Raw genomic sequence first — 19,561 nt, forward strand, 5'->3', positions numbered from 1 at the left:
TTTAAAGAGCGGGAGTATACCCGATTCGGCCGCGCCACCATCCCCTGGAGCCTTATGCCACGCTGCTTTTGGTGTTCTGAAGATCCGCTGTACATGGCTTATCACGATCAGGAGTGGGGAACGCCGCTGCGCGATGCGCAGGGTCTGTTCGAGTTGCTTTTGCTCGAAGGGTTCCAGGCGGGTCTGTCCTGGATCACCGTTTTACGCAAACGCGAGCATTATCGAAAGGTCCTGTTCGGCTTCGATGCACAGCGCTTGGCGCGCCTCAGCGATGCCGAGATTGACGCGCTGATGCTCGACCCTGGCATCGTGCGCAATCGCCTCAAGCTCAACGCCACCCGCCGCAATGCCGCGGCCTGGCTGGCGCTGGAAGACCCGGTGGGTTTGCTCTGGTCGTTCGTCGGCGGCGTGCCCAAGGTCAATCACTTCAAGGATCGCAGTGAGGTCCCGGCGATTACGCCCGAGGCTGAAGCCATGAGCCGCGCCCTGAAAAAAGCCGGTTTCACCTTCGTCGGGCCAACCATTTGCTACGCCTTCATGCAGGCCAGCGGGATGGTCATGGACCACACTCAAGACTGCGACCGTTACGCGGACTTGGCAAACGCCGGTTAGAATGCCCGCTTTGCGCACCACACACGATCAGGAGTGACCTGTGGAAAAGTTTAAAGGCGCCTTGCTGGTAGGCGCTCTTCGGTTGTTTGCCTTGTTGCCTTGGCGCGCTGTTCAGGCCGTCGGCACGGCAATTGGCTGGATCATGTGGAAAACCCCCAACCGCTCCCGCGAAACAGTGCGGATCAACCTCTCCAAATGCTTCCCGGACATGGACCCCGCCGCCCGCGAGCGCCTGGTCGGCCAGAGCTTGATGGACATCGGCAAGTCCCTGACGGAAAGCGCCTGCGCCTGGATCTGGCCGGCCCAGCGCTCCATCGACCTGGTGCGTGAAGTCGAAGGCCTGGAAGTGCTGCACCAAGCCCTGGCCTCGGGCAAAGGCGTGGTGGGCATCACCAGCCACCTGGGCAACTGGGAAGTGCTCAATCACTTTTATTGCAACCAGTGCAAACCGATCATTTTCTACCGCCCGCCCAAGCTCAAGGCGGTGGATGAACTGCTGCAAAAACAGCGCGTGCAATTGGGCAACCGCGTGGCGGCGTCCACCAAGGAAGGCATTCTCAGCGTGATCAAGGAAGTGCGCAAAGGCGGCCAGGTGGGCATTCCCGCCGACCCGGAGCCGGCTGAGTCGGCCGGGATCTTTGTGCCGTTCTTCGCCACCCAGGCACTGACCAGCAAGTTTGTACCCAACATGCTTGCGGGCCATAAGGCGGTGGGCGTGTTCCTGCATGCGCTGCGGCTGCCGGACGGTTCGGGTTACAAAGTGATTCTGGAAGCGGCGCCGGAAGACATGTACAGCACCGACACCGCCACGTCCTGCGCGGCGATGAGCAAGGTGGTGGAGCGCTATGTCGGCGCCTACCCGAGCCAGTACATGTGGAGCATGAAGCGCTTCAAGAAGCGCCCGCCGGGTGAGGCGCGTTGGTATTGATACCCGACTGACTCAAGGTCGATGCAACACCAATGTGGGAGCGGGCTTGCTCGCGAAGGCGGTTTATCAGCTACACATTCAGTGACTGACACTCCGCCTTCGCGAGCAAGCCCGCTCCCACATTTTTGATCTCCATTCAGGCCTGGCGGTCGAGCTTTTTCAGGAACACCGTCATCTCTTTTTCGGCCTGCTTGTCGCCATGGGCCTGGGCCGCTTCAATGCCCTTCTCCCACGCCAGCCGCGCCGCCGCACTATCACCCAACCCCGCCTGCGCCTTGCCCAACAACTTCCACGCCGCCGAATACTTCGGATCGAATTCCACGCACTTGTGCAAATGCTCCGCCGCCTTGGCGTTGTCCTTCGCGTCCAGATAACCCTTGCCCAAGCCAAAGCGCAGCAATGAATTATCCACACCCTTGGCGAGCATTTTTTCCAGGGATTCGAGCATGGTGGCGTGTCCTTTTAGCTAGGTAAGGTTTCCAATCGCGTCATCGCGGGCAAGCCCGCTTGCGCGTTAAAAACGCGATCACCTGTGGGAGCGGGCTTGCCCGCGATGACGACGGCAGGCTCACCTGAATGTGTTGATCAGAAAAAGCTCAACCCCACGTGGAACAACTTCTCCACGTCGCGGATATGTTTTTTATCCACCAGAAACAGAATCACATGGTCGCCCGTGACGATCACCGTATCGTCGTGGGCGATGAGCACCTCTTCGTCACGAATGATCGCGCCAATGGTGGTGCCCGGCGGCAAGCCGATATCGCGGATGGCCTTGCCGATCACCTTGCTCGACTTCGAATCGCCATGGGCAATCGCCTCGATGGCCTCCGCCGCGCCCCGGCGCAGGGAATGCACGCTGACGATATCGCCACGGCGCACGTGAGCAAGCAAGGTGCCGATGGTGGCCAGCTGCGGGCTGATGGCGATGTCGATATCGCCGCCCTGGATCAGGTCGACATAGGCCGGGTTGTTGATGATGGTCATGACCTTCTTCGCCCCCAGCCGCTTGGCCAACAGCGAGGACATGATGTTGGCCTCGTCATCGTTGGTCAGTGCCAGGAAAATATCGGCGTCGGCGATGTTCTCTTCCATTAGCAGGTCGCGGTCCGAGGCGCTGCCTTGCAGTACGACGGTGCTGTCGAGGGTGTCGGACAAATGCCGGCAGCGCGCCGGGTTCATCTCGATGATCTTCACCTGGTAGCGGCTTTCGATGGCCTCGGCCAAGCGCTCGCCGATCTGCCCACCGCCGGCGATGACGATGCGTTTGTAGGTCTCGTCCAGCCGACGCATTTCGCTCATGACCGCGCGAATATTCGCTTTGGCGGCGATGAAAAATACTTCGTCGTCGGCCTCGATCACGGTATCGCCCTGGGGCAGGATCGGCCGGTCGCGCCGGAAAATCGCCGCCACGCGGGTTTCCACATTCGGCATGTGCTCGCGCAACTGGCGCAGTTGCTGGCCCACCAGCGGACCGCCGTAATAGGCTTTAACGGCGACCAATTGCGCTTTGCCCTCGGCAAAGTCGATCACCTGCAAGGCGCCCGGAATTTCGATCAGGCGCTTGATGTAGTGAGTCACCACTTGTTCAGGGCTGATCAGCACGTCCACTGGAATCGCGTCGTTGTCGAAAAGCCCTGCACGGGTCAGGTAAGCCGCCTCACGGACACGGGCGATTTTGGTCGGGGTGTGAAACAGGGTGTGGGCGACCTGGCAGGCGACCATATTGGTCTCGTCACTGTTGGTGACGGCCACCAGCATGTCGGCATCGTCGGCACCGGCTTGGCGCAGCACCGTCGGGAATGACGCGCGGCCTTGCACGGTGCGGATGTCGAGGCGGTCGCCGAGGTTGCGCAGGCGCTCGGCATCGGTGTCGACCACCGTGATGTCGTTGGCTTCGCTGGCCAAATGCTCGGCCAGCGTGCCGCCGACCTGCCCTGCCCCAAGGATGATGATTTTCATCCGGTCACTCCCTTAAACCCATTAGCCGCGCGCGGCGGCAATCTTGATCAGTTTGGCGTAGTAGAAGCCATCGTGTCCGCCTTCTTGCGCGAGTAACTGGCGGCCGTGGGGCTGCTTGATGCCGGCCGCGGTGGCGAGGTCCAGTTCGCGCGCGCCGCTGGTGCGGGCGAGGAAGGCTTGAATCACCTCAGTGTTCTCGGTGGGCAAGGTCGAGCACGTGGCGTAGAGCAGGATGCCGCCGACTTCCAGGGTCGGCCACAGGGCGTCGAGCAGTTCGCCTTGCAGCACGGCCAGGGCGGCAATGTCGTCGGGTTGGCGGGTCAGCTTGATGTCCGGATGACGGCGAATCACGCCAGTGGCGGAGCATGGCGCGTCCAGCAGGATGCGCTGGAAGGGTTTGCCGTCCCACCAAGTGGCGGTGTCGCGGCCGTCAGCGGCGATCAACTCGGCGCTCAGGCCCAGGCGGGCGAGGTTTTCACGCACGCGCACCAGGCGCTTGGCTTCCAGGTCGACGGCGACGACAGCGGCGAGGTCTTTTTCGACTTCCAGAATGTGACAGGTCTTACCGCCCGGCGCGCAACAGGCATCGAGCACGCGTTGGCCGGGCGCCAGGTCGAGCAAGTCGGCGGCCAGTTGCGCGGCTTCGTCCTGCACGCTGATCCAGCCTTCAGCAAAGCCTGGCAGGCTGCGCACGTCGGTGGCTGCTTCCAGCACGATGCCGTCGACGCTGTACACGCACGGCGTGGCGTTGATGCCGGCGTCGGTGAGCAATTGCAGGTAGGTGTCGCGGCTGTGATGGCGACGGTTGACCCGCAGAATCATTGGCGGGTGCGCATTGTTGGCCGCGCAGATGGCTTCCCATTGCTCAGGCCAGAAGGCTTTCAGGGCCTTTTGCAGCCAGCGCGGGTGTGCGGTGCGCACCACCGGGTCGTGTTCCAGCTCGGCCAGCAGCGCCTCGCTCTCGCGCTGAGCGCGGCGCAGCACGGCGTTGAGCAGCGCTTTGGCCCAAGGTTTTTTCAGCTTGTCGGCGCACCCAACGGTTTCACCGATGGCGGCGTGGGCCGGCACGCGGGTGTAGAGCAGTTGATAGAGGCCGACCAGCAGCAGCGCTTCCACATCCGCATCCGCGGCTTTGAACGGCTTTTGCAGCAGCTTGGCCGCCAGCGCCGACAAGCGTGGCTGCCAGCGCGCGGTGCCAAAGGCCAGGTCCTGGGTGAAACCGCGATCACGGTCTTCAACCTTATCCAGCTGCGTGGGCAGCGAACTGTTCAGTGAAGCCTTGCCATTCAGGACGGCGGCGAGGGCCTTGGCGGCGGCCAGACGCGGGTTCATTGAGCGACCGCCCCGAGAACCGTGCCCAGGGCAAATTTCTCACGACGGCTGTTGAACAAATCGCTGAAATTAAGCGCTTTACCGCCGGGCAATTGCAGACGGGTCAGGCACAGCGCCTGCTCGCCGCAGGCGACCAACAGGCCTTCTTTGCTGGCGCCGATGATTTCACCGGGGGCGCCCTTGCCTTCAGCCAAGGTGGCGGCCAGCACTTTCAAGGCTTCGCCACTGAGTGTGCTGTGGCCGATTGGCCATGGGTTGAAGGCACGCACCAGGCGTTCCAGCTCTACGGCCGGGCGGCTCCAGTCGATGCGCGCTTCGTCTTTATTGAGTTTGTGGGCGTAGGTGGCCAGGCTGTCGTCCTGCACCTCGCCTTCGAGGGTGCCGGCAGCCAGGCCGGCGATGGCCTGGACCACAGCAGGCGGGCCCAGCTCGGCGAGGCGGTCATGCAGGCTGCCGCCGGTGTCTTGGGCGGTGATCGGGGTGGTGACTTTCAGCAGCATAGGGCCGGTGTCCAGGCCCGCCTCCATGCGCATCACGGTCACACCGCTTTCACGGTCGCCGGCTTCCACGGCGCGCTGGATCGGCGCCGCACCGCGCCAGCGTGGCAACAGCGAAGCGTGGCTGTTGATGCAGCCCAGGCGCGGGATATCCAGCACCGCCTGAGGCAGGATCAAGCCATAGGCCACGACCACCAGCAGGTCTGGCTTCAACGCCGCCAGTTCCGCCTGGGCCTCAGCGTTGCGCAGGGTTGGCGGTTGCACCACAGGGAGGTTGTGTTCCAGCGCCAGCTGCTTGACCGGGCTTGGCATCAGTTTTTGCCCGCGACCGGCCGGGCGGTCCGGCTGGGTGTACACCGCGACAATGTCATAAGGGCTGGCAAGCAGCGCCTTGAGGTGTTCGGCAGCGAATTCGGGAGTGCCGGCAAAAACAATGCGCAGTGGCTCGGTCATGGGAGGTCTCGGTTAAAAACAGTCACAAAAGAAAAAGGCTTGCCGCAGCAAGCCTTTGGAAGAAGGGCATCAAGCTTGCTGGCGATGCTTTTTTTCCAGCTTCTTCTTGATCCGGTCGCGTTTAAGCGTGGACAGGTAATCGACAAACAGCTTGCCGTTGAGGTGGTCGCACTCGTGCTGGATGCACACGGCCAGCAGGCCATCGGCGATCAGCTCGTAGGGCTTGCCGTCACGGTCCAGCGCCTTGATCTTCACGCGCAGCGGGCGTTCGACGTTCTCGTAGAACTCCGGCACCGAGAGGCAGCCTTCCTGGTATTCGCCCATCTCTTCGGTCAGCGGTTCGAACTCGGGGTTGATAAACACCCGCGGTTCGCTGCGATCTTCCGACAGGTCCATGACCACGACGCGCTGATGCACGTTGACCTGGGTGGCGGCGAGGCCGATGCCCGGGGCTTCATACATTGTTTCAAACATGTCATCGACCAACTGACGAACCTTGTCGTCCACTACGGCCACCGGTTTGGCGATCGTGCGCAGGCGCGAGTCGGGAAATTCGAGGATGTTCAAAATAGCCATAAGCGTAATTGCTGCACATGTGAGGTAGAGGCAAATCGGCGGTGGGATGGACCCAGGCAGCCGGTGTGAAAGGTTCGAAAGCCGCGAAGGCTATGGCATTTCACGCGAACGCACATAATAAAGGAGATTGACCCCATGAGGAAATCGCTACTCGTCTTGCTGCTGTGGACGCCGTTCACGATGGCCTTGATCCCACCGCCCGGCCAGCGCCTGGAACCAGCAACGCAGCAGGCTATCCAGTCCTTTTTACTGCACAACCGCATACTCGATACGGCTCACGACCTGGACAACGCGCCTTACATTGTCGCGGCCGATGCTGGCCGGGTGCTGGGCGCCAATGGTGACCGTGTGTATGCAAGGGGCGCCCTGGACCCCACACAGCCCAATTACGGAATTTTTCGCCGCGCCAAGGCCTACACCGACCCCGACACTCAGGAATTGCTGGGCATCAACGCCGACAACATCGGCACCGCGCGCTTCGTAATGGCCGGCGATCTCACCACGCTGGCGTTGCAGCGAGTCACCCAGGAAGTACGTCCCGGCGATCGGCTGCTGCGCGCCGAACCTCCGGTTGAGTCGGCCCCCGTAAAGCGTGCGCCCTGTGTTAAGGGGCACATCATCGACATTCCCAAAGGCGTCACCCAGATTGGCGTACTGGACGCCGTCACCCTGAACAAAGGCCGGCGCGACGGGCTGGTTGAAGGCCAATTGCTCACCGTGATCAAAGCCGGCGCGACGGTCCGCGACACCCTCACTGGCACGGCAACCCAACTCCCTGATGAGCGCGCCGGCACGCTGCTGGTGTTTCGCACCTATGAAAAGCTCAGTTATGGCCTGGTTCTCAGCGCCTCACGCTCGCTGGCAGTCATGGACCGATTCGAGACTGCCCAACAAACACAATAAATAGCCTGCTAAATAAGTTACCAACAGAGTTATCCACAGCTTGTTCCGGTCAAGGATGATCAAATGTATCCGATAAACAGCAGCGAAATTTCCCCGTCAGAACTGGAAGCTCGACTACGCTTGCACAGGCTGCCGGAACTGGGTTCCAAGCGTTTTCGTGTGTTGCTCGAAGCCTTCGGCTCTGCCTCAAAAGCCATCAGCGCCCCTGCCAGTGCATGGCGTTCCCTCGGGTTGCCGGCCGTCAGCGCCGATGCCCGCCGCAGCCCTGAAATACGTGACGGTGCCAGTGAGGCATTGGCGTGGTTGGCGCAGCCGGCCCAGCATTTACTGATGTGGGACCAACCTGATTACCCGGCACTCCTCGCCCAGATCGACGATGCCCCGCCGTTATTGTTCGTCGCCGGTGACCCAAAAATCCTGGAAAAACCGCAGTTGGCCATGGTTGGCAGTCGCCGTGCTTCGCGACCCGGCATGGACACCGCAGCGGCCTTTTCCCGCAGCTTGGCGAGCGCCGGTTTTGTCATCACCAGTGGTCTTGCTTTGGGCATAGACGGCGCGGCGCACCAGGCAGCGCTGGATGTCGGCGGCCAGACAATCGGCGTGCTCGGTACCGGGCTTGAAAACTTTTATCCACAGCGCCACCGACAGCTCGCAGCCACGATGATTGCCCAGGGCAGCGCGGTGGTTTCCGAGTTCCCGTTGGACGCCTCGCCACAAGCTGGCAACTTCCCCCGGCGCAACCGGATCATCAGTGGCCTGTCGCTGGGCGTGCTGGTGGTGGAGGCCAGCATGGCCAGTGGTTCGTTGATCACCGCGCGGCTGGCGGCCGAGCAAGGGCGCGAGGTGTACGCGATCCCGGGCTCCATCCATCACCCTGGCGCCAAGGGCTGCCATCAATTGATCCGCGATGGCGCGACGCTGGTGGAATCCATCGAGCACATTCTGGAAGGGTTACGTGGCTGGCAGGCGCTGTCCCGTCCGGCCCCCATGCCGGTCACTCATCCGCTGGTGGCGTTGCTGCACGCCGCGCCTCACACCAGTGAAGGCTTGGCCATTGCCAGCGGGCGGCCGTTGTCCCAGGTGCTGGCAACCCTCACCGAGCTTGAGCTCGAAGGCCAGGTGATCTGCGAAAGCGGGCGCTGGCTTGCGCGCTGCTAGGTTTTGTAAAGAAGATCGGTAAACTGCGCAGAGCTTTAGTCCGGAGAGTGAGTAATGGTCAACAGGTGGCGTGTGCTGGAAACCGCACGGGAAATTCGCGCAGGCGCGGTGATTGCCTACCCGACCGAAGCGGTCTGGGGCCTTGGCTGCGATCCGTGGAACGAAGAAGCGGTGGACCGGCTGCTGGCGATCAAGAATCGGTCGGTGGACAAGGGCCTGATCCTGGTGGCGGACAATATTCGCCAGTTCGATTTTCTCTTTGAAGACTTCCCGGACACCTGGATCGAGCGCATGGCCAGCACCTGGCCTGGGCCCAATACCTGGCTGGTGCCCCATCAGGACTTGCTGCCTGAGTGGGTAACGGGTGTGCATGACACGGTGGCGTTGCGGGTGACTGATCATCTGCTGGTGCGGGATTTGTGCTCGCTGGTGGGGCCGCTGATTTCTACCTCGGCCAACCCGCAAGGGCGCCCGGCTGCGCGTACGCGGCTTCGCGTGGAGCAATACTTCCGTGGCCAGGTAGATCGGGTATTGGGCGGCGCCCTGGGTGGGCGCAAGAACCCGAGCCTGATTCGCGATTTGGCAACGGGTGAGGTGGTGCGGCCTTCCTGAGACCGCGGTGCGGCCATCGCGGGCAAACACGCTCCCACACTCGACCGCGTTCCTTCCGTTGGAATGCGATCAAAATGTGGGAGCCGGGCTTGCCCGCGATGAGGCCCTTACAACCTCAAAAGATCTACCGCCTTATGGCAGCAGAATGGTCGACCCCGTCGTCCGCCGCCCCGACAACTCAGTCTGCGCCTTCGCCGCGTCCGCCAGCGAAAACCGCTGGTTGATATCAATGCGCACCTTGCCGCTCTTGATCATCGAGAACAAATCATCCGCCATCGCCTGCAAGTCTTTCGGGTTGCTGGCGTAAGTCGCCAAGGTCGGCCGGGTGACATACAGCGAACCCTTCGCCGCCAGAATCCCCAGGTTCACCCCATCCACCGCGCCCGACGCATTACCAAAACTCACCACCAGCCCACGTGGCGCCACGCTGTCCAGCGAGGTCAGCCAGGTGTCCTTGCCAACGCCGTCGTACACCACCGGGACTTTTTTGCCGTCGGTCAATTCAAGTACGCGTTGTGCGACGTTTTCCTTGCTGTAGTCGATGGTTTCCCAGGCGCCGAGGGATTTGGCCAAGGCGGCCTTTTCCGGTGAACTCACCGTGCCGATCAACTTCACGCCCAAGGCCTTGGCCCATTGGCAGGCCAGTGAACCCACACCACCGGCAGCAGCGTGGAACAGAATGGTTTCGCCGCCCTTCAATTCGTAGGTTTGACGCAGGAGGTATTGCACGGTCAGGCCTTTGAGCATCGCACCGGCAGCCTGTTCGAAGCTGATGTCGTCCGGCAGGTGCACCAGGTTGGCGGCGGGCAGCACGTGCAATTCGCTGTAGGCGCCCAGCGGGCCGCTGCCGTAGGCCACACGGTCGCCGACTTTGAATTGCGTGACCTCGCTGCCCACGGCATCGACCACACCGGCGCCCTCTGCGCCCAGGCCCGATGGCAGGGCCGGCGGCGCGTAAAGGCCGCTGCGGAAGTAGGTGTCGATAAAATTCAGGCCAATGGCTTCATTGCGCACACGAACCTGCTGCGGGCCAGGCGCTGCCGGCGTGTAGTCCACATACTCAAGCACTTCGGGGCCGCCATGGGCGCTGAACTGGATACGTTTGGCCATCTGCACTTCTCCTGAGGTCGAATTCGCGTAGCCCTCTATCCCACTCCTATGCTTGATCTTCGTCAACTGCGGCGCACCTAAGTGCAGTGCCACGTAAGTGCAGTGGTATCCTGTGCGCCCATTTGCCGCCGACGCCGCATGGCCTCGCGTAGCTTTGCCCGATTCAAGGTGATGCCATGACTACCCGCACCGAGGCTGTTAAAGCCTACCTGCTCGACCTGCAAGACCGTATTTGCAGCGCCCTGGAAACCTTCGAGACGGACACTCGCTTTATCGAAGACGCCTGGACCCGGCCTGCCGGTGGCGGCGGTCGCACCCGTGTGATCGAAAACGGTACGGTCATCGAAAAAGGCGGCGTTAACTTTTCCCACGTGTTCGGCAGCGGTCTCCCACCGTCCGCCAGTGCGCATCGCCCTGAGCTGGCCGGTCGCGGGTTTGAAGCCTTGGGCGTGTCGTTGGTGATCCACCCGCACAACCCGCATGTACCGACGTCCCACGCCAATGTGCGCTTTTTCATCGCCGAAAAAGAAGGCGAAGAACCGGTGTGGTGGTTCGGCGGCGGCTTCGACCTCACGCCCTACTACGGCAACGAGGAAGACTGCATCCACTGGCACCGCGTTGCCGAGCAGGCCTGTGCGCGATTCGGCCCGGACGTGTACTCGCGCTACAAAGCCTGGTGCGATACGTATTTCCATATCAAACACCGTAACGAACCGCGCGGCATCGGCGGCCTGTTCTTCGACGATTTGAACGAGTGGGACTTCGACACCTGCTTCGCCTTCATCCGCGCCATCGGCGATGCGTACATCGACGCCTACCTGCCGATTGTGCAGCGCCGCAAGGCCCTGGCTTACACCGAACAGCAGCGCCAGTTCCAGGAGTTCCGCCGAGGGCGCTACGTCGAATTCAACCTGGTCTACGACCGTGGCACCCTGTTCGGCCTGCAGTCGGGCGGGCGCACCGAGTCGATCCTGATGTCGCTGCCGCCGCAAGTGCGCTGGAGCTATGACTGGAAGGCCGAGGCCGGTAGCGAAGAAGCGCGTCTCACCGATTACTTCCTGCAAGACCGCGACTGGCTGGGCCTCGCCGCGCCCAAGGCGGCCGTCTGATGGACCGTTATGTGGTGTTCGGCAACCCTATCGGCCACAGCAAGTCGCCGTTGATTCATCGCATGTTCGCCGAGCAAACCGGCGAGCAACTGGACTACAGCACCTTGCTCGCGCCTTTGGAGGATTTCACCGGCTGTGCCCGTGAGTTCTTTCAGCAAGGCCGTGGCGCCAATGTCACGGTGCCGTTCAAGGAAGACGCCTACCGCTTGGCCAACAGCCTGACTGACCGTGCCCAGCGCGCCGGGGCGGTGAACACCCTGAGCAAGCTGGCCGACGGCACCCTGCTGGGTGACAACACCGACGGCGCCGGCCTGGTGCGCGACCTGAAAGTGAACGCCGGGCTGAACCTGCAAGGCCAGCGCATCCTGTTGCTCGGTGCTGGCGGCGCGGTGCGTGGGGCGTTGGAGCCCTTGCTGGCCGAGCAGCCTGCCGCGCTGATCATCGCCAACCGCACGGTGGAAAAGGCCGAGTTGCTTGCCGGGCTGTTTGACGATCTGGGCGCTGTGTCAGCCAGCGGTTTCGACTGGCTGCGTGAGCCGGTGGACCTGATCATCAATGCCACGTCCGCGAGTCTGTCAGGCGATGTACCGCCGATTGCCAGCAGCCTGATCGAGCCGGGCAAGACCTTTTGCTACGACATGATGTACGCCAAGGAACCCACCGCGTTCTGCCGTTGGGCGACAGAGCATGGCGCAGCCGTGGCGATGGATGGCCTGGGCATGCTCGTGGAGCAGGCGGCGGAAGCGTTCTTCCTGTGGCGCGGCGTGCGCCCGGATTCGGCGCCGGTGTTGGCTGAGCTACGCCGCCAGTTGGCTTAACACAACGCCAACGTGGGCACGGTCAAACTGTGGGAGCTGGCTTGCCTGCGATGCAGACGACTCGGTCGGTCAGTTAGACCGAGGTGATCCTATCGCAGGCAAGCCAGCTCCCACAGTTTTAACCGCATTCAGTCTTCGAAATGGATGGGGCAGTTGTCGGCCCCTTCGAGTTTTTTCAGCTCTTCCACTACCTGCGGCCGGGCCCTACGCAACGTCAAACTACGCCCCGTTCCCCGCAACCGCCGTGCCTCCTGGTGCAGCATCTCCACCCCGGAATAGTCGATAAAGTTGATCTGCTGCGCCTCGATCACCACCCGCTCACCCTGCAAGCTCTGCAGGCGCACTTGCAGGTAATGGCTGGCGCCAAAAAAGATCGAGCCCCCCACCCGCAATACATCTTCATCACCGTCGCGCCACTGCTGAACACGCGGTTGCGAAGTGCGTTTGAGGTAGAAAAACAGCGACGCCAGCACCCCGGCGTAAATCGCCGTTTGCAGCTCCAGCAGCAAGGTGGCCACGCACGTCAGGCTCATCACCACAAATTCTGCGCGGCTCACGCGAAACAGCGCGCGGATGCCGCGATGATCCACCAGGCCCCAGCAAATCAGCAGGATGCTCGCGGCCATGCTGGGGATTGGTATGTGCGCGATCAACGCCGCCCCAAATACGGCAAACAACGCCACCCAGCCGGCGGAAAACACGCCTGCCAACGGTGAGCAAGCGCCCGCCTCGTAACTGAGGCCGGAGCGGGTAAAGGAACCGGCCGACAAGTAGCCGGAGAAAAATCCGCCGACGATATTGGATAAGCCCTGCGCGCGGACTTCTTGATTGGCGTCGAGCAGTTGCTGCGAACGCGCCGACAGCGAGCGCGCAATCGACAAGCTGGTCACCAGCCCGAGCATGCCCACCGCCACCGCGCTCGGCAGCAGGCGCAGGAGCATGTCCAGGTCCAACGGTAATGGGCTGAACGGCGGCAGTGTGCCCACAAACGAACTGACCCGCGCCACATGCCCGAACATCGACGGCCACAGCCACGCCACCAGGCTGCCCAAGGCCAGGGCGATCAACAGTGTTGGCCAACGTGGCACCAGGTACTTGAGCAGCGCGCCCACCAGCAAAGTGCCCAGGCCCAGGGCGAGGGAGGCGTGGTCCCATTCGCCACTGTGATCGATGAGCGCCAGCAAACTCTTGATCGCTGTGGCTTGGCTGGGCAGATCCAGCCCCAGCAGGTTGGGCAACTGCCCCAAGGCGATCACCACGGCAGCGCCGAGGGTGAACCCCAGCACCACCGAATGAGAGACGAAATTGACCAACGCGCCGAAGCGCAGCATGCCCAGCAGCCACTGGAAAACGCCAGCGAGGACGGTCAGCAGCAGAATCAGCGTGATGTAGTCTTGCGACCCTGGCACCGCCAAGGGGCTGATGCTGGCGTAGAGCACGATGGAAATGGCGGCGGTAGGGCCGCAGATCAAGTGCCAGGAGGAACCCCAGAGGCAGGCGATCAATACCGGGATGATGGCGGCGTACAAACCGTATTCGGGTGGGAGACCGGCGATCAGCGCGTAGGCAATCGACTGCGGCAGCGCGAGCACGGCACCGCTGAGGCCAACCATCGCGTCCCGGCCGACGCTGGCGCGGGTTTGGCGCGGGAGCCAGGCGAGGAAGGGCAAGAGTGTATGGCGGTTGGGCCGGGGCATCGCAGACTCGGGTTGAAAAGGTTAGCTCAGGGTATCAGCACACACCGGTACCTGTGGGAGCTGGCTTGCCTGCGATAGCATCACCGCGGCGTATCAGTAATACCGAGGTGCCTGCATCGCAGGCAAGCCAGCTCCCACAAAAGCCAGTTCCCAAAAGGATCGATTTCGGGGGTTAGAGTTTGGCTTTTACCGCAGCCAACGCATCCTGGCCATCCACGGTTTTTACCCCATCCAGCCACTTGTCCAACACCGCCGGGTTCGCCTTGATCCATGCCTTCGCCGCATCAGCATTGCTGACTTTTTTATTCACCACCTCAGCCATGATGCTGTTCTCCATCTCCTGGGTAAAACTCAGGTTGGTCAGCAGTTTTCCGACATTCGGGCAGGCTTGCGCGTAGCCCTTGCGGGTCAAGGTGTAAACACTGCCGGTGTCACCGAAGTACTTCTCGCCGCCCTTGAGGTAATGCATGTTCAACTGCACGTTCATCGGGTGCGGCGTCCAGCCGAGGAAGGTCACGAACTTCTGTTTTTTAACCGCCCGCGACACTTCGGCCAGCATCGCCTGTTCACTCGACTCGATCAGCTTCCACTGGCCGAGGTCGAAGTCGTTCTTCTTGATGATCTCCTGCAGCGAAATATTGGCCGGCGCGCCGGAGCCGATGCCGTAGATCTTCTTGTCGAACTTGTCGGCAAATTTGTTCAAGTCGGCAAAGTCATGCACCCCGGCGTCCCACACGTAGTCCGGCACGGCAAGGGTGAACTCGGTGCCGTCGAGGTTTTTCGCCAGTTGCACCACATCGCCATTGGCCACGAACTTGTCATAGAAGCCTTGCTGCGCCGGCATCCAATTGCCCAGAAACACGTCCACCTGGCCGTCCTTGAGCCCGCCAAAGGTGATCGGCACCGCCAGGGTGTCGACCTTGGCCTTGTAGCCCATGCCGTTCAACAGAAAACCGGTGATGGCATTGGTGGCGGCGATATCGCTCCAGCCTGGATCGGCCATCTTCACCGTGTCGCAGCTAGCGTCCGCGTACGCATTGGCGCTACTGAGCACCAACATGCCCAGCACTACAGTCAACTTTTGCATGGCCTTCCCTCTGTCTATTTATTGGTTTTGGCAGGGTTGTGGGTAACGTGCCTTGCGCTCCAGGTCGTCGAGGTCGATATGGTTGCGCATGTATTGCTGACTGGCATCCACCAGTGGCTGGTGATCCCAGCTCTTCAGCTTGCCTTGGGTCAGCGCCTCAAACACCAGGCGACGACGGCGTTGGCTGGCGAGCACCTGCTGATGGATCGCCGGGATGTCCCATTTGGCCCGCGCCTCACTCAAAAACGCCTCGAACAGTGGCCGGTGTTCCGGTGACTGGCTGAGGTTTTCCCGCTCGTGCGGGTCGTTGTGCACATCGAACAGTAGACAAGGATCGTCCTCGCTGTAGATGAACTTGTACGCGCCACGGCGAATCATCATCAGCGGGCTGATGGTGCCTTCGGCCATATATTCGCCAAACACTTCATCGTGCCCGCCCTGCCCCTGCAAGTGCGGGACCAGCGAGCGTCCGTCCAGCGGCAAGCGTGGGTCCAGCTCGCCGCCGGCCAGCTCCACCAACGTCGGCAACAGGTCGGCCGTGGAAACCGCTTTGGTCACGCGGCCCGCCGCGAATTGCCCCGGTGCACTGACCAGCAGCGGCACGCGGGCGGCCATTTCAAACCAGTGCATTTTGTACCAGAGGCCGCGCTCGCCGAGCATGTCGCCGTGGTCGCCGGAGAAGATGATGATCGTGTCATCGGCAAGGCCGGTGTCTTCCAGGGTTTGCAGGAGTTTGCCGACGTTGCTGTCGATGTAGCTGCACGCGCCAAAATAGGCGCGGCGCGCATCACGGATTTTGTTCAGCGGCAGCGGCTTGTCCCACAGGTCGTAGACCTTGAGCAGGCGCTGCGAATGCGGGTCGAGGTCGGCCTGGGCCGGCGTCGTAGGCATTGGGATGTCGCTGTCGTCGTACAGGTCCCAAAACGGTTTGGGAATGGTGTACGGGTCGTGTGGGTGAGTCATCGACACGGTCAGGCAGAACGGCTGGTCACCCTCATTGCGGATATGGTCGAACAAATATTGCTGGGCCTTGAACACCACCTCTTCATCGAAATCCAGCTGGTTGGTGCGCACGCACGGGCCGGCTTGCAGCACCGATGCCATGTTGTGATACCAGGTGGGGCGCACGTCCGGCTCATCCCAGTTCACCGCCCAGCCATAGTCGGCGGGGTAAATGTCGCTGGTCAGGCGTTCTTCATAGCCGTGCAACTGGTCGGGCCCGCAGAAGTGCATCTTGCCCGACAGCGCGGTGCGGTAGCCGAGGCGGCGCAGGTAGTGGGCATAGGTCGGCACATCGCCAGGGAAGTCTGCCGCGTTGTCGTAGGCGCCGATCTTGCTCGGCAACTGGCCGCTGACCAGCGTGAACCGCGACGGCGCGCACAGCGGGCTGTTGCAATAGGCGGCGTCGAACACCACACCCTGTTCGGCGAGGCGGCTCAGGTTTGGCAGTTTGATGGGGGAAGGTCCGTAGAACGGAAGCAGTGGCGCGGCCATTTGATCGGCCATGATGAAAAGAATGTTCTTGCGCTTCATGAGTCTTCGGCATTCCATAGGCGGTGTTTATGCGAATGAGCATGCGGCCCATGGAAAATGGGGTAAAGCCCATGAAAAGCAATGTCTAGGATAAGCACAGCTTATGTATGAAGCCCTTGGCGATCTTTCCCTCGACCTGCTGCGCGCATTCGAGGCGGCGGCACGCCACCGCAGCTTTACCGCTGCCGCCGTGGAACTGGGCACCACCCAGCCGGCCATTAGCCAGCAGATCAAACGCCTCGAAGAACAGCTTGGGCTGCGTCTGTTTGATCGCATCTACCGTGGCATCGAGCTGACCGACGCTGGGGCGCTGTTGTTTGAGCATGCGCAGGGCGGTTTGCAGGTCATCAACCAAGGCCTGAGCGCGATCACCCAGCAAGACCAGCATGAAGTGCTGCAAGTGGCCACCGACTTTGCCTTCGCCGCCTACTGGCTGATGCCGCGCCTGCACCGCTTTCACCAGGCCAACCCGCAGGTTGACGTGAGCCTGGTCACTAGCGAACGCAACCATGCCACCTTGCGCAGCGATATCGACGTGGCGGTGTTGTTTGGCGATGGCCGTTTCAAACAGGGTGACAGCCTCTGGCTGTTCAACGAGGAAGTGTTCCCGGTGTGCAGCCCGCAATGGCTCAAGGACCAGGCCACGCCGCTGACCGTGCAGACGCTGCCGGACTGTCCGCTGCTGCACCTGCGCCAGGAAAACAACAGCCAGTGGTTCGACTGGAGCGGTGTGTTTCGCGAGCTGGGCATTACCACCGCGCCCACACCCGGCCAACTGCGCTTCGACAACTACACCCTGTTGATCCAGGCCGCGATTGCCGGCCAGGGCGTGGCCATCGGCTGGCGCCACTTGGTGGATAACCTGCTGGAGCAGAACTGGCTGTGTCGGCCGATCAGCGACACGGTGATCTCACGCTTCGGTTATTACGTGGTGCAGCCCCAGCGCAAACGCCGGGGGCAGTTGGTCGAGCGCTTTGTCGACTGGCTGGTGGCCGAGCAAGCCAGCAGCGCACAGTCGCTGACCGGGCTGGCCCTGCCGTCGATTGCGGTCTAGGATCGGCGCATATTGGATCCGGATTTCGCCATGCAACGTATCAAGGGCTACCACGCTCACATCTACTTCGACGCCAGCACGATCGACCAGGCGCGCCAGCTCTGCGAGGACGCGGCCAAGCTGTTTCCGTTGCGCATGGGCCGCGTGCATGAACGCCCGGTGGGCCCGCACCCGGACTGGAGTTGCCAGCTGGCGTTCGAGCCGGAATACATCGGTGTGGTGTTGCCATGGCTGGCTTTGCATCGCGAGGGGCTGGTGGTGTTCCTGCACCCTGATACCGGCGATGACCTGAAGGATCACACCGATTACGCGATCTGGATGGGCGCGATGCGCGAGCTGGATCTGTCTATTTTTTAACCAGTGCGTATAAAAATCCCATCCCCTAGTGCAAAGGCGATGGGATTTTTTATGTTTTGACCCAATATATGGGACTGTTATTTATATATTGAGATATCGCCAGCCATAGGTTTATATTCGCCCATCTGCTTTTTTCAGCACCCACTCATTTCAGGTGAAGCGATGCAGGCGCAATTGATCGCGCTCGACTGGGGGACCAGCTCCCTTCGTGCTTATAAACTCGGCCCGGCCGGCAAGGTGCTCGACCAGCGCGCACTGGCGTTCGGCATCATGCACCTGCCCAGCGAACCCCGTGACATTGCCGGCGCGCGTTGCAGCGATGGCTTCGAGTTGGCGTTCGACGCGGCCTGCGGCGACTGGCTCGACGCCCAGCCCGACTTGCCGGTGATCGCCTGCGGCATGGTGGGCAGTGCCCAGGGCTGGAGTGAGGCGGCGTATCGCAATACGCCGGTCGATGTCGCAAGCCTCGGCCAGGCGCTGCACAGCGTGCGCAGCCTGCGCGGCGTGGCGGTGCATATCGTGCCCGGCGTGATCGAACAGGTGGGCTTGCCCAATGTGATGCGCGGCGAAGAAACCCAGGTGCTGGGCGTGCTGCAAGGCCTCGCGGCCGAGGTATTGATCGGCCTGCCGGGCAGCCATTCCAAATGGGTCGAGGTGGTGGAGGGCTGCATCACGCACTTCGACACCTTCATGACCGGCGAACTGTTCGCCGTGCTGAGCCAGCACAGCATTCTCGGCCGTACGCAAAAAACCTCCGACCACTTCCAGGTCGAAGCCTTTGATCGCGGCGTGCAGGTGGCACTCTCCAACGACGGCCAGCGTGGCGTGCTCTCGACATTGTTCAGCGCCCGCACACTCGGGCTGACCGCCGAACTGGCTCCCGACCAGCAACCGGATTACCTGTCCGGCCTGCTGATCGGGCATGAACTCGCCGGTTTACCGGCCCCTGCAAAACATAAGCCCATCGTCCTGGTCGGCACCGCAGCGCTCTGCGCCCGTTACCAGCGCGCCCTCGCCCTCTGCGGCTTCGCCCACGTCAGCCTGGCGCAAGCGGCCACCGAACGCGGCCTGTGGCAATTGGCCGTGGCGGCCGGGCTCACTCAACCGGTCCTGGAGGCCTGACATGCTCAAGCAAGCACTCGCACACAACGGTTTGATCGCAATCCTGCGCGGTGTACGACCGCACGAAGCTGAAGCGATCGGCCAAGTGCTCTACCAGGCCGGCTTTCGCGTGATCGAAGTTCCGCTCAATTCGCCGGACCCTTACACCAGCATCCGCACGCTGCGCGACAGCCTGCCCGCCGATTGCCTGATCGGCGCGGGCACCGTGTTGACGCCCGAGCAGGTCGAGCACGTCAAAGCCGCCGGTGGCCAAGTGATCGTCATGCCCCACAGCGATGCCAAGGTGCTGCGCGCCGCGAAAGCGGCGGGCTTGTACCTGTCGCCGGGCGTGGCCACGCCCACCGAAGCCTTCGCCGCGTTGGCCGAAGGCGCCGACGTACTGAAGCTGTTCCCGGCCGAGCAAATGGGCCCGGCCGTGATCAAAGCGTGGTTGGCGGTACTGCCGGCGGGCACGTTGCTGCTGCCGGTCGGCGGCGTGACCCCGGACAACATGCAGGTGTATTTCGACGCAGGCGCCAAGGGCTTCGGCCTGGGGTCCGGGTTGTTCAAGCCGGGCATGTCTGTGGATCAAGTGGCGAGCAGTGCCCAGGCGTATGTCGCCGCCTGGAATGCGCTGAATTGATGGCCTGAAAAGAACGCAAGTT

Annotated in this window: 20 protein-coding genes; 11 read left to right on the forward strand and 9 right to left on the reverse strand. The window is 62.1% G+C overall.

Translation table 11 applies throughout. From position 1 onward, the window contains the following. Window positions 1–54: 54 nt before the first annotated feature. Both tag and AB5I78_RS00060 read left to right on the forward strand, forming a co-directional pair. Window positions 55–612 (forward strand): DNA-3-methyladenine glycosylase I, encoded by a 558-nt coding sequence (gene tag, locus AB5I78_RS00055; RefSeq protein ID WP_369302775.1) that lies wholly within the window; start codon window positions 55–57, stop codon window positions 610–612. 40 nt (window positions 613–652) lie between these two features. Then, window positions 653–1,540, forward strand: a complete 888-nt coding sequence (locus AB5I78_RS00060) for a lysophospholipid acyltransferase (protein ID WP_242200567.1) — start codon at window positions 653–655, stop codon at window positions 1,538–1,540. A 136-nt stretch (window positions 1,541–1,676) separates the two neighbouring features. Here AB5I78_RS00060 and AB5I78_RS00065 read toward each other — a convergent pair whose 3' ends face one another. The 5 genes from AB5I78_RS00065 to def all read right to left on the reverse strand — a co-directional run bounded on the left by AB5I78_RS00065 (window position 1,677) and on the right by def (window position 6,357). Continuing rightward, on the reverse strand, window positions 1,677–1,988 hold the full coding sequence (locus tag AB5I78_RS00065; protein WP_124416077.1) for a hypothetical protein: 312 nt from the start codon (window positions 1,986–1,988) through the stop codon (window positions 1,677–1,679). Between the two features lie 137 nt (window positions 1,989–2,125). Beyond that, window positions 2,126–3,499 carry a Trk system potassium transporter TrkA gene (gene trkA, locus AB5I78_RS00070; RefSeq protein WP_106575983.1) on the reverse strand — a complete coding sequence of 458 codons (1,374 nt, stop codon included), beginning with the start codon at window positions 3,497–3,499 and terminating at the stop codon, window positions 2,126–2,128. Between the two features lie 21 nt (window positions 3,500–3,520). After that, window positions 3,521–4,831: a 16S rRNA (cytosine(967)-C(5))-methyltransferase RsmB gene (gene rsmB, locus AB5I78_RS00075; RefSeq protein ID WP_369302774.1), complete on the reverse strand. Its 1,311-nt coding sequence runs from the start codon at window positions 4,829–4,831 to the stop codon at window positions 3,521–3,523. Next, window positions 4,828–5,781, reverse strand: a complete 954-nt coding sequence (gene fmt, locus AB5I78_RS00080; RefSeq protein WP_369302773.1) for a methionyl-tRNA formyltransferase — start codon at window positions 5,779–5,781, stop codon at window positions 4,828–4,830. The genes rsmB and fmt overlap by 4 nt, the downstream gene beginning before the upstream one ends. A 69-nt stretch (window positions 5,782–5,850) precedes the next feature. Further along, complete coding sequence (gene def / locus AB5I78_RS00085) at window positions 5,851–6,357, reverse strand: peptide deformylase (RefSeq protein WP_016970668.1); 507 nt, start codon at window positions 6,355–6,357, stop codon at window positions 5,851–5,853. 135 nt (window positions 6,358–6,492) lie between these two features. Here def and AB5I78_RS00090 point away from each other — a divergent pair, with 135 nt between their 5' ends. The 3 genes from AB5I78_RS00090 (at window position 6,493) to AB5I78_RS00100 (ending at window position 9,030) form a co-directional block, all read left to right on the forward strand. After that, a complete protein-coding gene (locus AB5I78_RS00090) occupies window positions 6,493–7,260 on the forward strand; it encodes a peptidoglycan-binding protein (RefSeq protein ID WP_369302772.1) in 768 nt (255 codons plus the stop codon). A gap of 63 nt (window positions 7,261–7,323) precedes the next feature. Continuing rightward, complete coding sequence (dprA, locus tag AB5I78_RS00095) at window positions 7,324–8,418, forward strand: DNA-processing protein DprA (RefSeq protein WP_262206836.1); 1,095 nt, start codon at window positions 7,324–7,326, stop codon at window positions 8,416–8,418. A gap of 54 nt (window positions 8,419–8,472) precedes the next feature. Further along, on the forward strand, window positions 8,473–9,030 hold the full coding sequence (locus AB5I78_RS00100; RefSeq protein WP_369302771.1) for an L-threonylcarbamoyladenylate synthase: 558 nt from the start codon (window positions 8,473–8,475) through the stop codon (window positions 9,028–9,030). Between the two features lie 132 nt (window positions 9,031–9,162). Here the strand turns inward: AB5I78_RS00100 and AB5I78_RS00105 are convergent, their stop codons facing one another. Beyond that, the gene (locus AB5I78_RS00105) at window positions 9,163–10,140 is read right to left on the reverse strand and encodes an NADPH:quinone reductase (protein ID WP_145158444.1); all 978 of its coding nucleotides are present in this window, start codon (window positions 10,138–10,140) and stop codon (window positions 9,163–9,165) included. Window positions 10,141–10,316: 176 nt separating this feature from the next. On the opposite strand from AB5I78_RS00105, the gene hemF reads away from it, so the two are divergent. Together hemF and aroE are read left to right on the forward strand one after the other, a co-directional pair. Next, the gene (gene hemF, locus AB5I78_RS00110) at window positions 10,317–11,249 is read left to right on the forward strand and encodes an oxygen-dependent coproporphyrinogen oxidase (protein WP_145158446.1); all 933 of its coding nucleotides are present in this window, start codon (window positions 10,317–10,319) and stop codon (window positions 11,247–11,249) included. After that, on the forward strand, window positions 11,249–12,067 hold the full coding sequence (gene aroE / locus AB5I78_RS00115; protein ID WP_369302770.1) for a shikimate dehydrogenase: 819 nt from the start codon (window positions 11,249–11,251) through the stop codon (window positions 12,065–12,067). The genes hemF and aroE overlap by 1 nt, the downstream gene beginning before the upstream one ends. 128 nt (window positions 12,068–12,195) lie before the next feature. Here aroE and AB5I78_RS00120 read toward each other — a convergent pair whose 3' ends face one another. From AB5I78_RS00120 to betC, 3 genes are all read right to left on the reverse strand, one after another. Next, on the reverse strand, window positions 12,196–13,764 hold the full coding sequence (locus tag AB5I78_RS00120; RefSeq protein WP_369302769.1) for a SulP family inorganic anion transporter: 1,569 nt from the start codon (window positions 13,762–13,764) through the stop codon (window positions 12,196–12,198). 172 nt (window positions 13,765–13,936) lie between these two features. Next, entirely contained in the window at window positions 13,937–14,851 is a 915-nt protein-coding gene (choX, locus tag AB5I78_RS00125; RefSeq protein ID WP_145158452.1) for a choline ABC transporter substrate-binding protein, read from the reverse strand. Between the two features lie 18 nt (window positions 14,852–14,869). After that, complete coding sequence (gene betC, locus AB5I78_RS00130; protein WP_369302768.1) at window positions 14,870–16,384, reverse strand: choline-sulfatase; 1,515 nt, start codon at window positions 16,382–16,384, stop codon at window positions 14,870–14,872. 103 nt (window positions 16,385–16,487) lie between these two features. Here betC and AB5I78_RS00135 point away from each other — a divergent pair, with 103 nt between their 5' ends. The 4 genes from AB5I78_RS00135 (at window position 16,488) to AB5I78_RS00150 (ending at window position 19,539) form a co-directional block, all read left to right on the forward strand. Further along, a complete protein-coding gene (locus tag AB5I78_RS00135) occupies window positions 16,488–17,438 on the forward strand; it encodes a LysR family transcriptional regulator (protein ID WP_369302767.1) in 951 nt (316 codons plus the stop codon). A 30-nt stretch (window positions 17,439–17,468) separates the two neighbouring features. After that, a complete protein-coding gene (locus AB5I78_RS00140) occupies window positions 17,469–17,795 on the forward strand; it encodes a DOPA 4,5-dioxygenase family protein (RefSeq protein ID WP_106575995.1) in 327 nt (108 codons plus the stop codon). Between the two features lie 162 nt (window positions 17,796–17,957). After that, on the forward strand, window positions 17,958–18,917 hold the full coding sequence (locus AB5I78_RS00145) for a 2-dehydro-3-deoxygalactonokinase (RefSeq protein ID WP_369302766.1): 960 nt from the start codon (window positions 17,958–17,960) through the stop codon (window positions 18,915–18,917). Between the two features lies 1 nt (window position 18,918). Continuing rightward, window positions 18,919–19,539, forward strand: a complete 621-nt coding sequence (locus AB5I78_RS00150; RefSeq protein WP_145158462.1) for a 2-dehydro-3-deoxy-6-phosphogalactonate aldolase — start codon at window positions 18,919–18,921, stop codon at window positions 19,537–19,539. Window positions 19,540–19,561 lie beyond the last annotated feature (22 nt).

It is taken from the genome of Pseudomonas sp. N2-3-1-14, assembly GCF_041228395.1.
Classification (GTDB): domain Bacteria; phylum Pseudomonadota; class Gammaproteobacteria; order Pseudomonadales; family Pseudomonadaceae; genus Aquipseudomonas.

What these genes read in the sequence shown, in the direction of transcription:
- tag (WP_369302775.1), top strand. Translation starts at nt 55, where the DNA reads ATGCCACGCTGCTTTTGGTGTTCTGAAGATCCGCTGTACATGGCTTAT.
- AB5I78_RS00065 (WP_124416077.1), bottom strand. Translation starts at nt 1,988, where the DNA reads ATGCTCGAATCCCTGGAAAAAATGCTCGCCAAGGGTGTGGATAATTCA.
- trkA (WP_106575983.1), bottom strand. Translation starts at nt 3,499, where the DNA reads ATGAAAATCATCATCCTTGGGGCAGGGCAGGTCGGCGGCACGCTGGCC.
- rsmB (WP_369302774.1), bottom strand. Translation starts at nt 4,831, where the DNA reads ATGAACCCGCGTCTGGCCGCCGCCAAGGCCCTCGCCGCCGTCCTGAAT.
- fmt (WP_369302773.1), bottom strand. Translation starts at nt 5,781, where the DNA reads ATGACCGAGCCACTGCGCATTGTTTTTGCCGGCACTCCCGAATTCGCT.
- def (WP_016970668.1), bottom strand. Translation starts at nt 6,357, where the DNA reads ATGGCTATTTTGAACATCCTCGAATTTCCCGACTCGCGCCTGCGCACG.
- AB5I78_RS00090 (WP_369302772.1), top strand. Translation starts at nt 6,493, where the DNA reads ATGAGGAAATCGCTACTCGTCTTGCTGCTGTGGACGCCGTTCACGATG.
- dprA (WP_262206836.1), top strand. Translation starts at nt 7,324, where the DNA reads ATGTATCCGATAAACAGCAGCGAAATTTCCCCGTCAGAACTGGAAGCT.
- AB5I78_RS00100 (WP_369302771.1), top strand. Translation starts at nt 8,473, where the DNA reads ATGGTCAACAGGTGGCGTGTGCTGGAAACCGCACGGGAAATTCGCGCA.
- AB5I78_RS00105 (WP_145158444.1), bottom strand. Translation starts at nt 10,140, where the DNA reads ATGGCCAAACGTATCCAGTTCAGCGCCCATGGCGGCCCCGAAGTGCTT.
- hemF (WP_145158446.1), top strand. Translation starts at nt 10,317, where the DNA reads ATGACTACCCGCACCGAGGCTGTTAAAGCCTACCTGCTCGACCTGCAA.
- aroE (WP_369302770.1), top strand. Translation starts at nt 11,249, where the DNA reads ATGGACCGTTATGTGGTGTTCGGCAACCCTATCGGCCACAGCAAGTCG.
- AB5I78_RS00120 (WP_369302769.1), bottom strand. Translation starts at nt 13,764, where the DNA reads ATGCCCCGGCCCAACCGCCATACACTCTTGCCCTTCCTCGCCTGGCTC.
- choX (WP_145158452.1), bottom strand. Translation starts at nt 14,851, where the DNA reads ATGCAAAAGTTGACTGTAGTGCTGGGCATGTTGGTGCTCAGTAGCGCC.
- betC (WP_369302768.1), bottom strand. Translation starts at nt 16,384, where the DNA reads ATGAAGCGCAAGAACATTCTTTTCATCATGGCCGATCAAATGGCCGCG.
- AB5I78_RS00135 (WP_369302767.1), top strand. Translation starts at nt 16,488, where the DNA reads ATGTATGAAGCCCTTGGCGATCTTTCCCTCGACCTGCTGCGCGCATTC.
- AB5I78_RS00140 (WP_106575995.1), top strand. Translation starts at nt 17,469, where the DNA reads ATGCAACGTATCAAGGGCTACCACGCTCACATCTACTTCGACGCCAGC.
- AB5I78_RS00145 (WP_369302766.1), top strand. Translation starts at nt 17,958, where the DNA reads ATGCAGGCGCAATTGATCGCGCTCGACTGGGGGACCAGCTCCCTTCGT.
- AB5I78_RS00150 (WP_145158462.1), top strand. Translation starts at nt 18,919, where the DNA reads ATGCTCAAGCAAGCACTCGCACACAACGGTTTGATCGCAATCCTGCGC.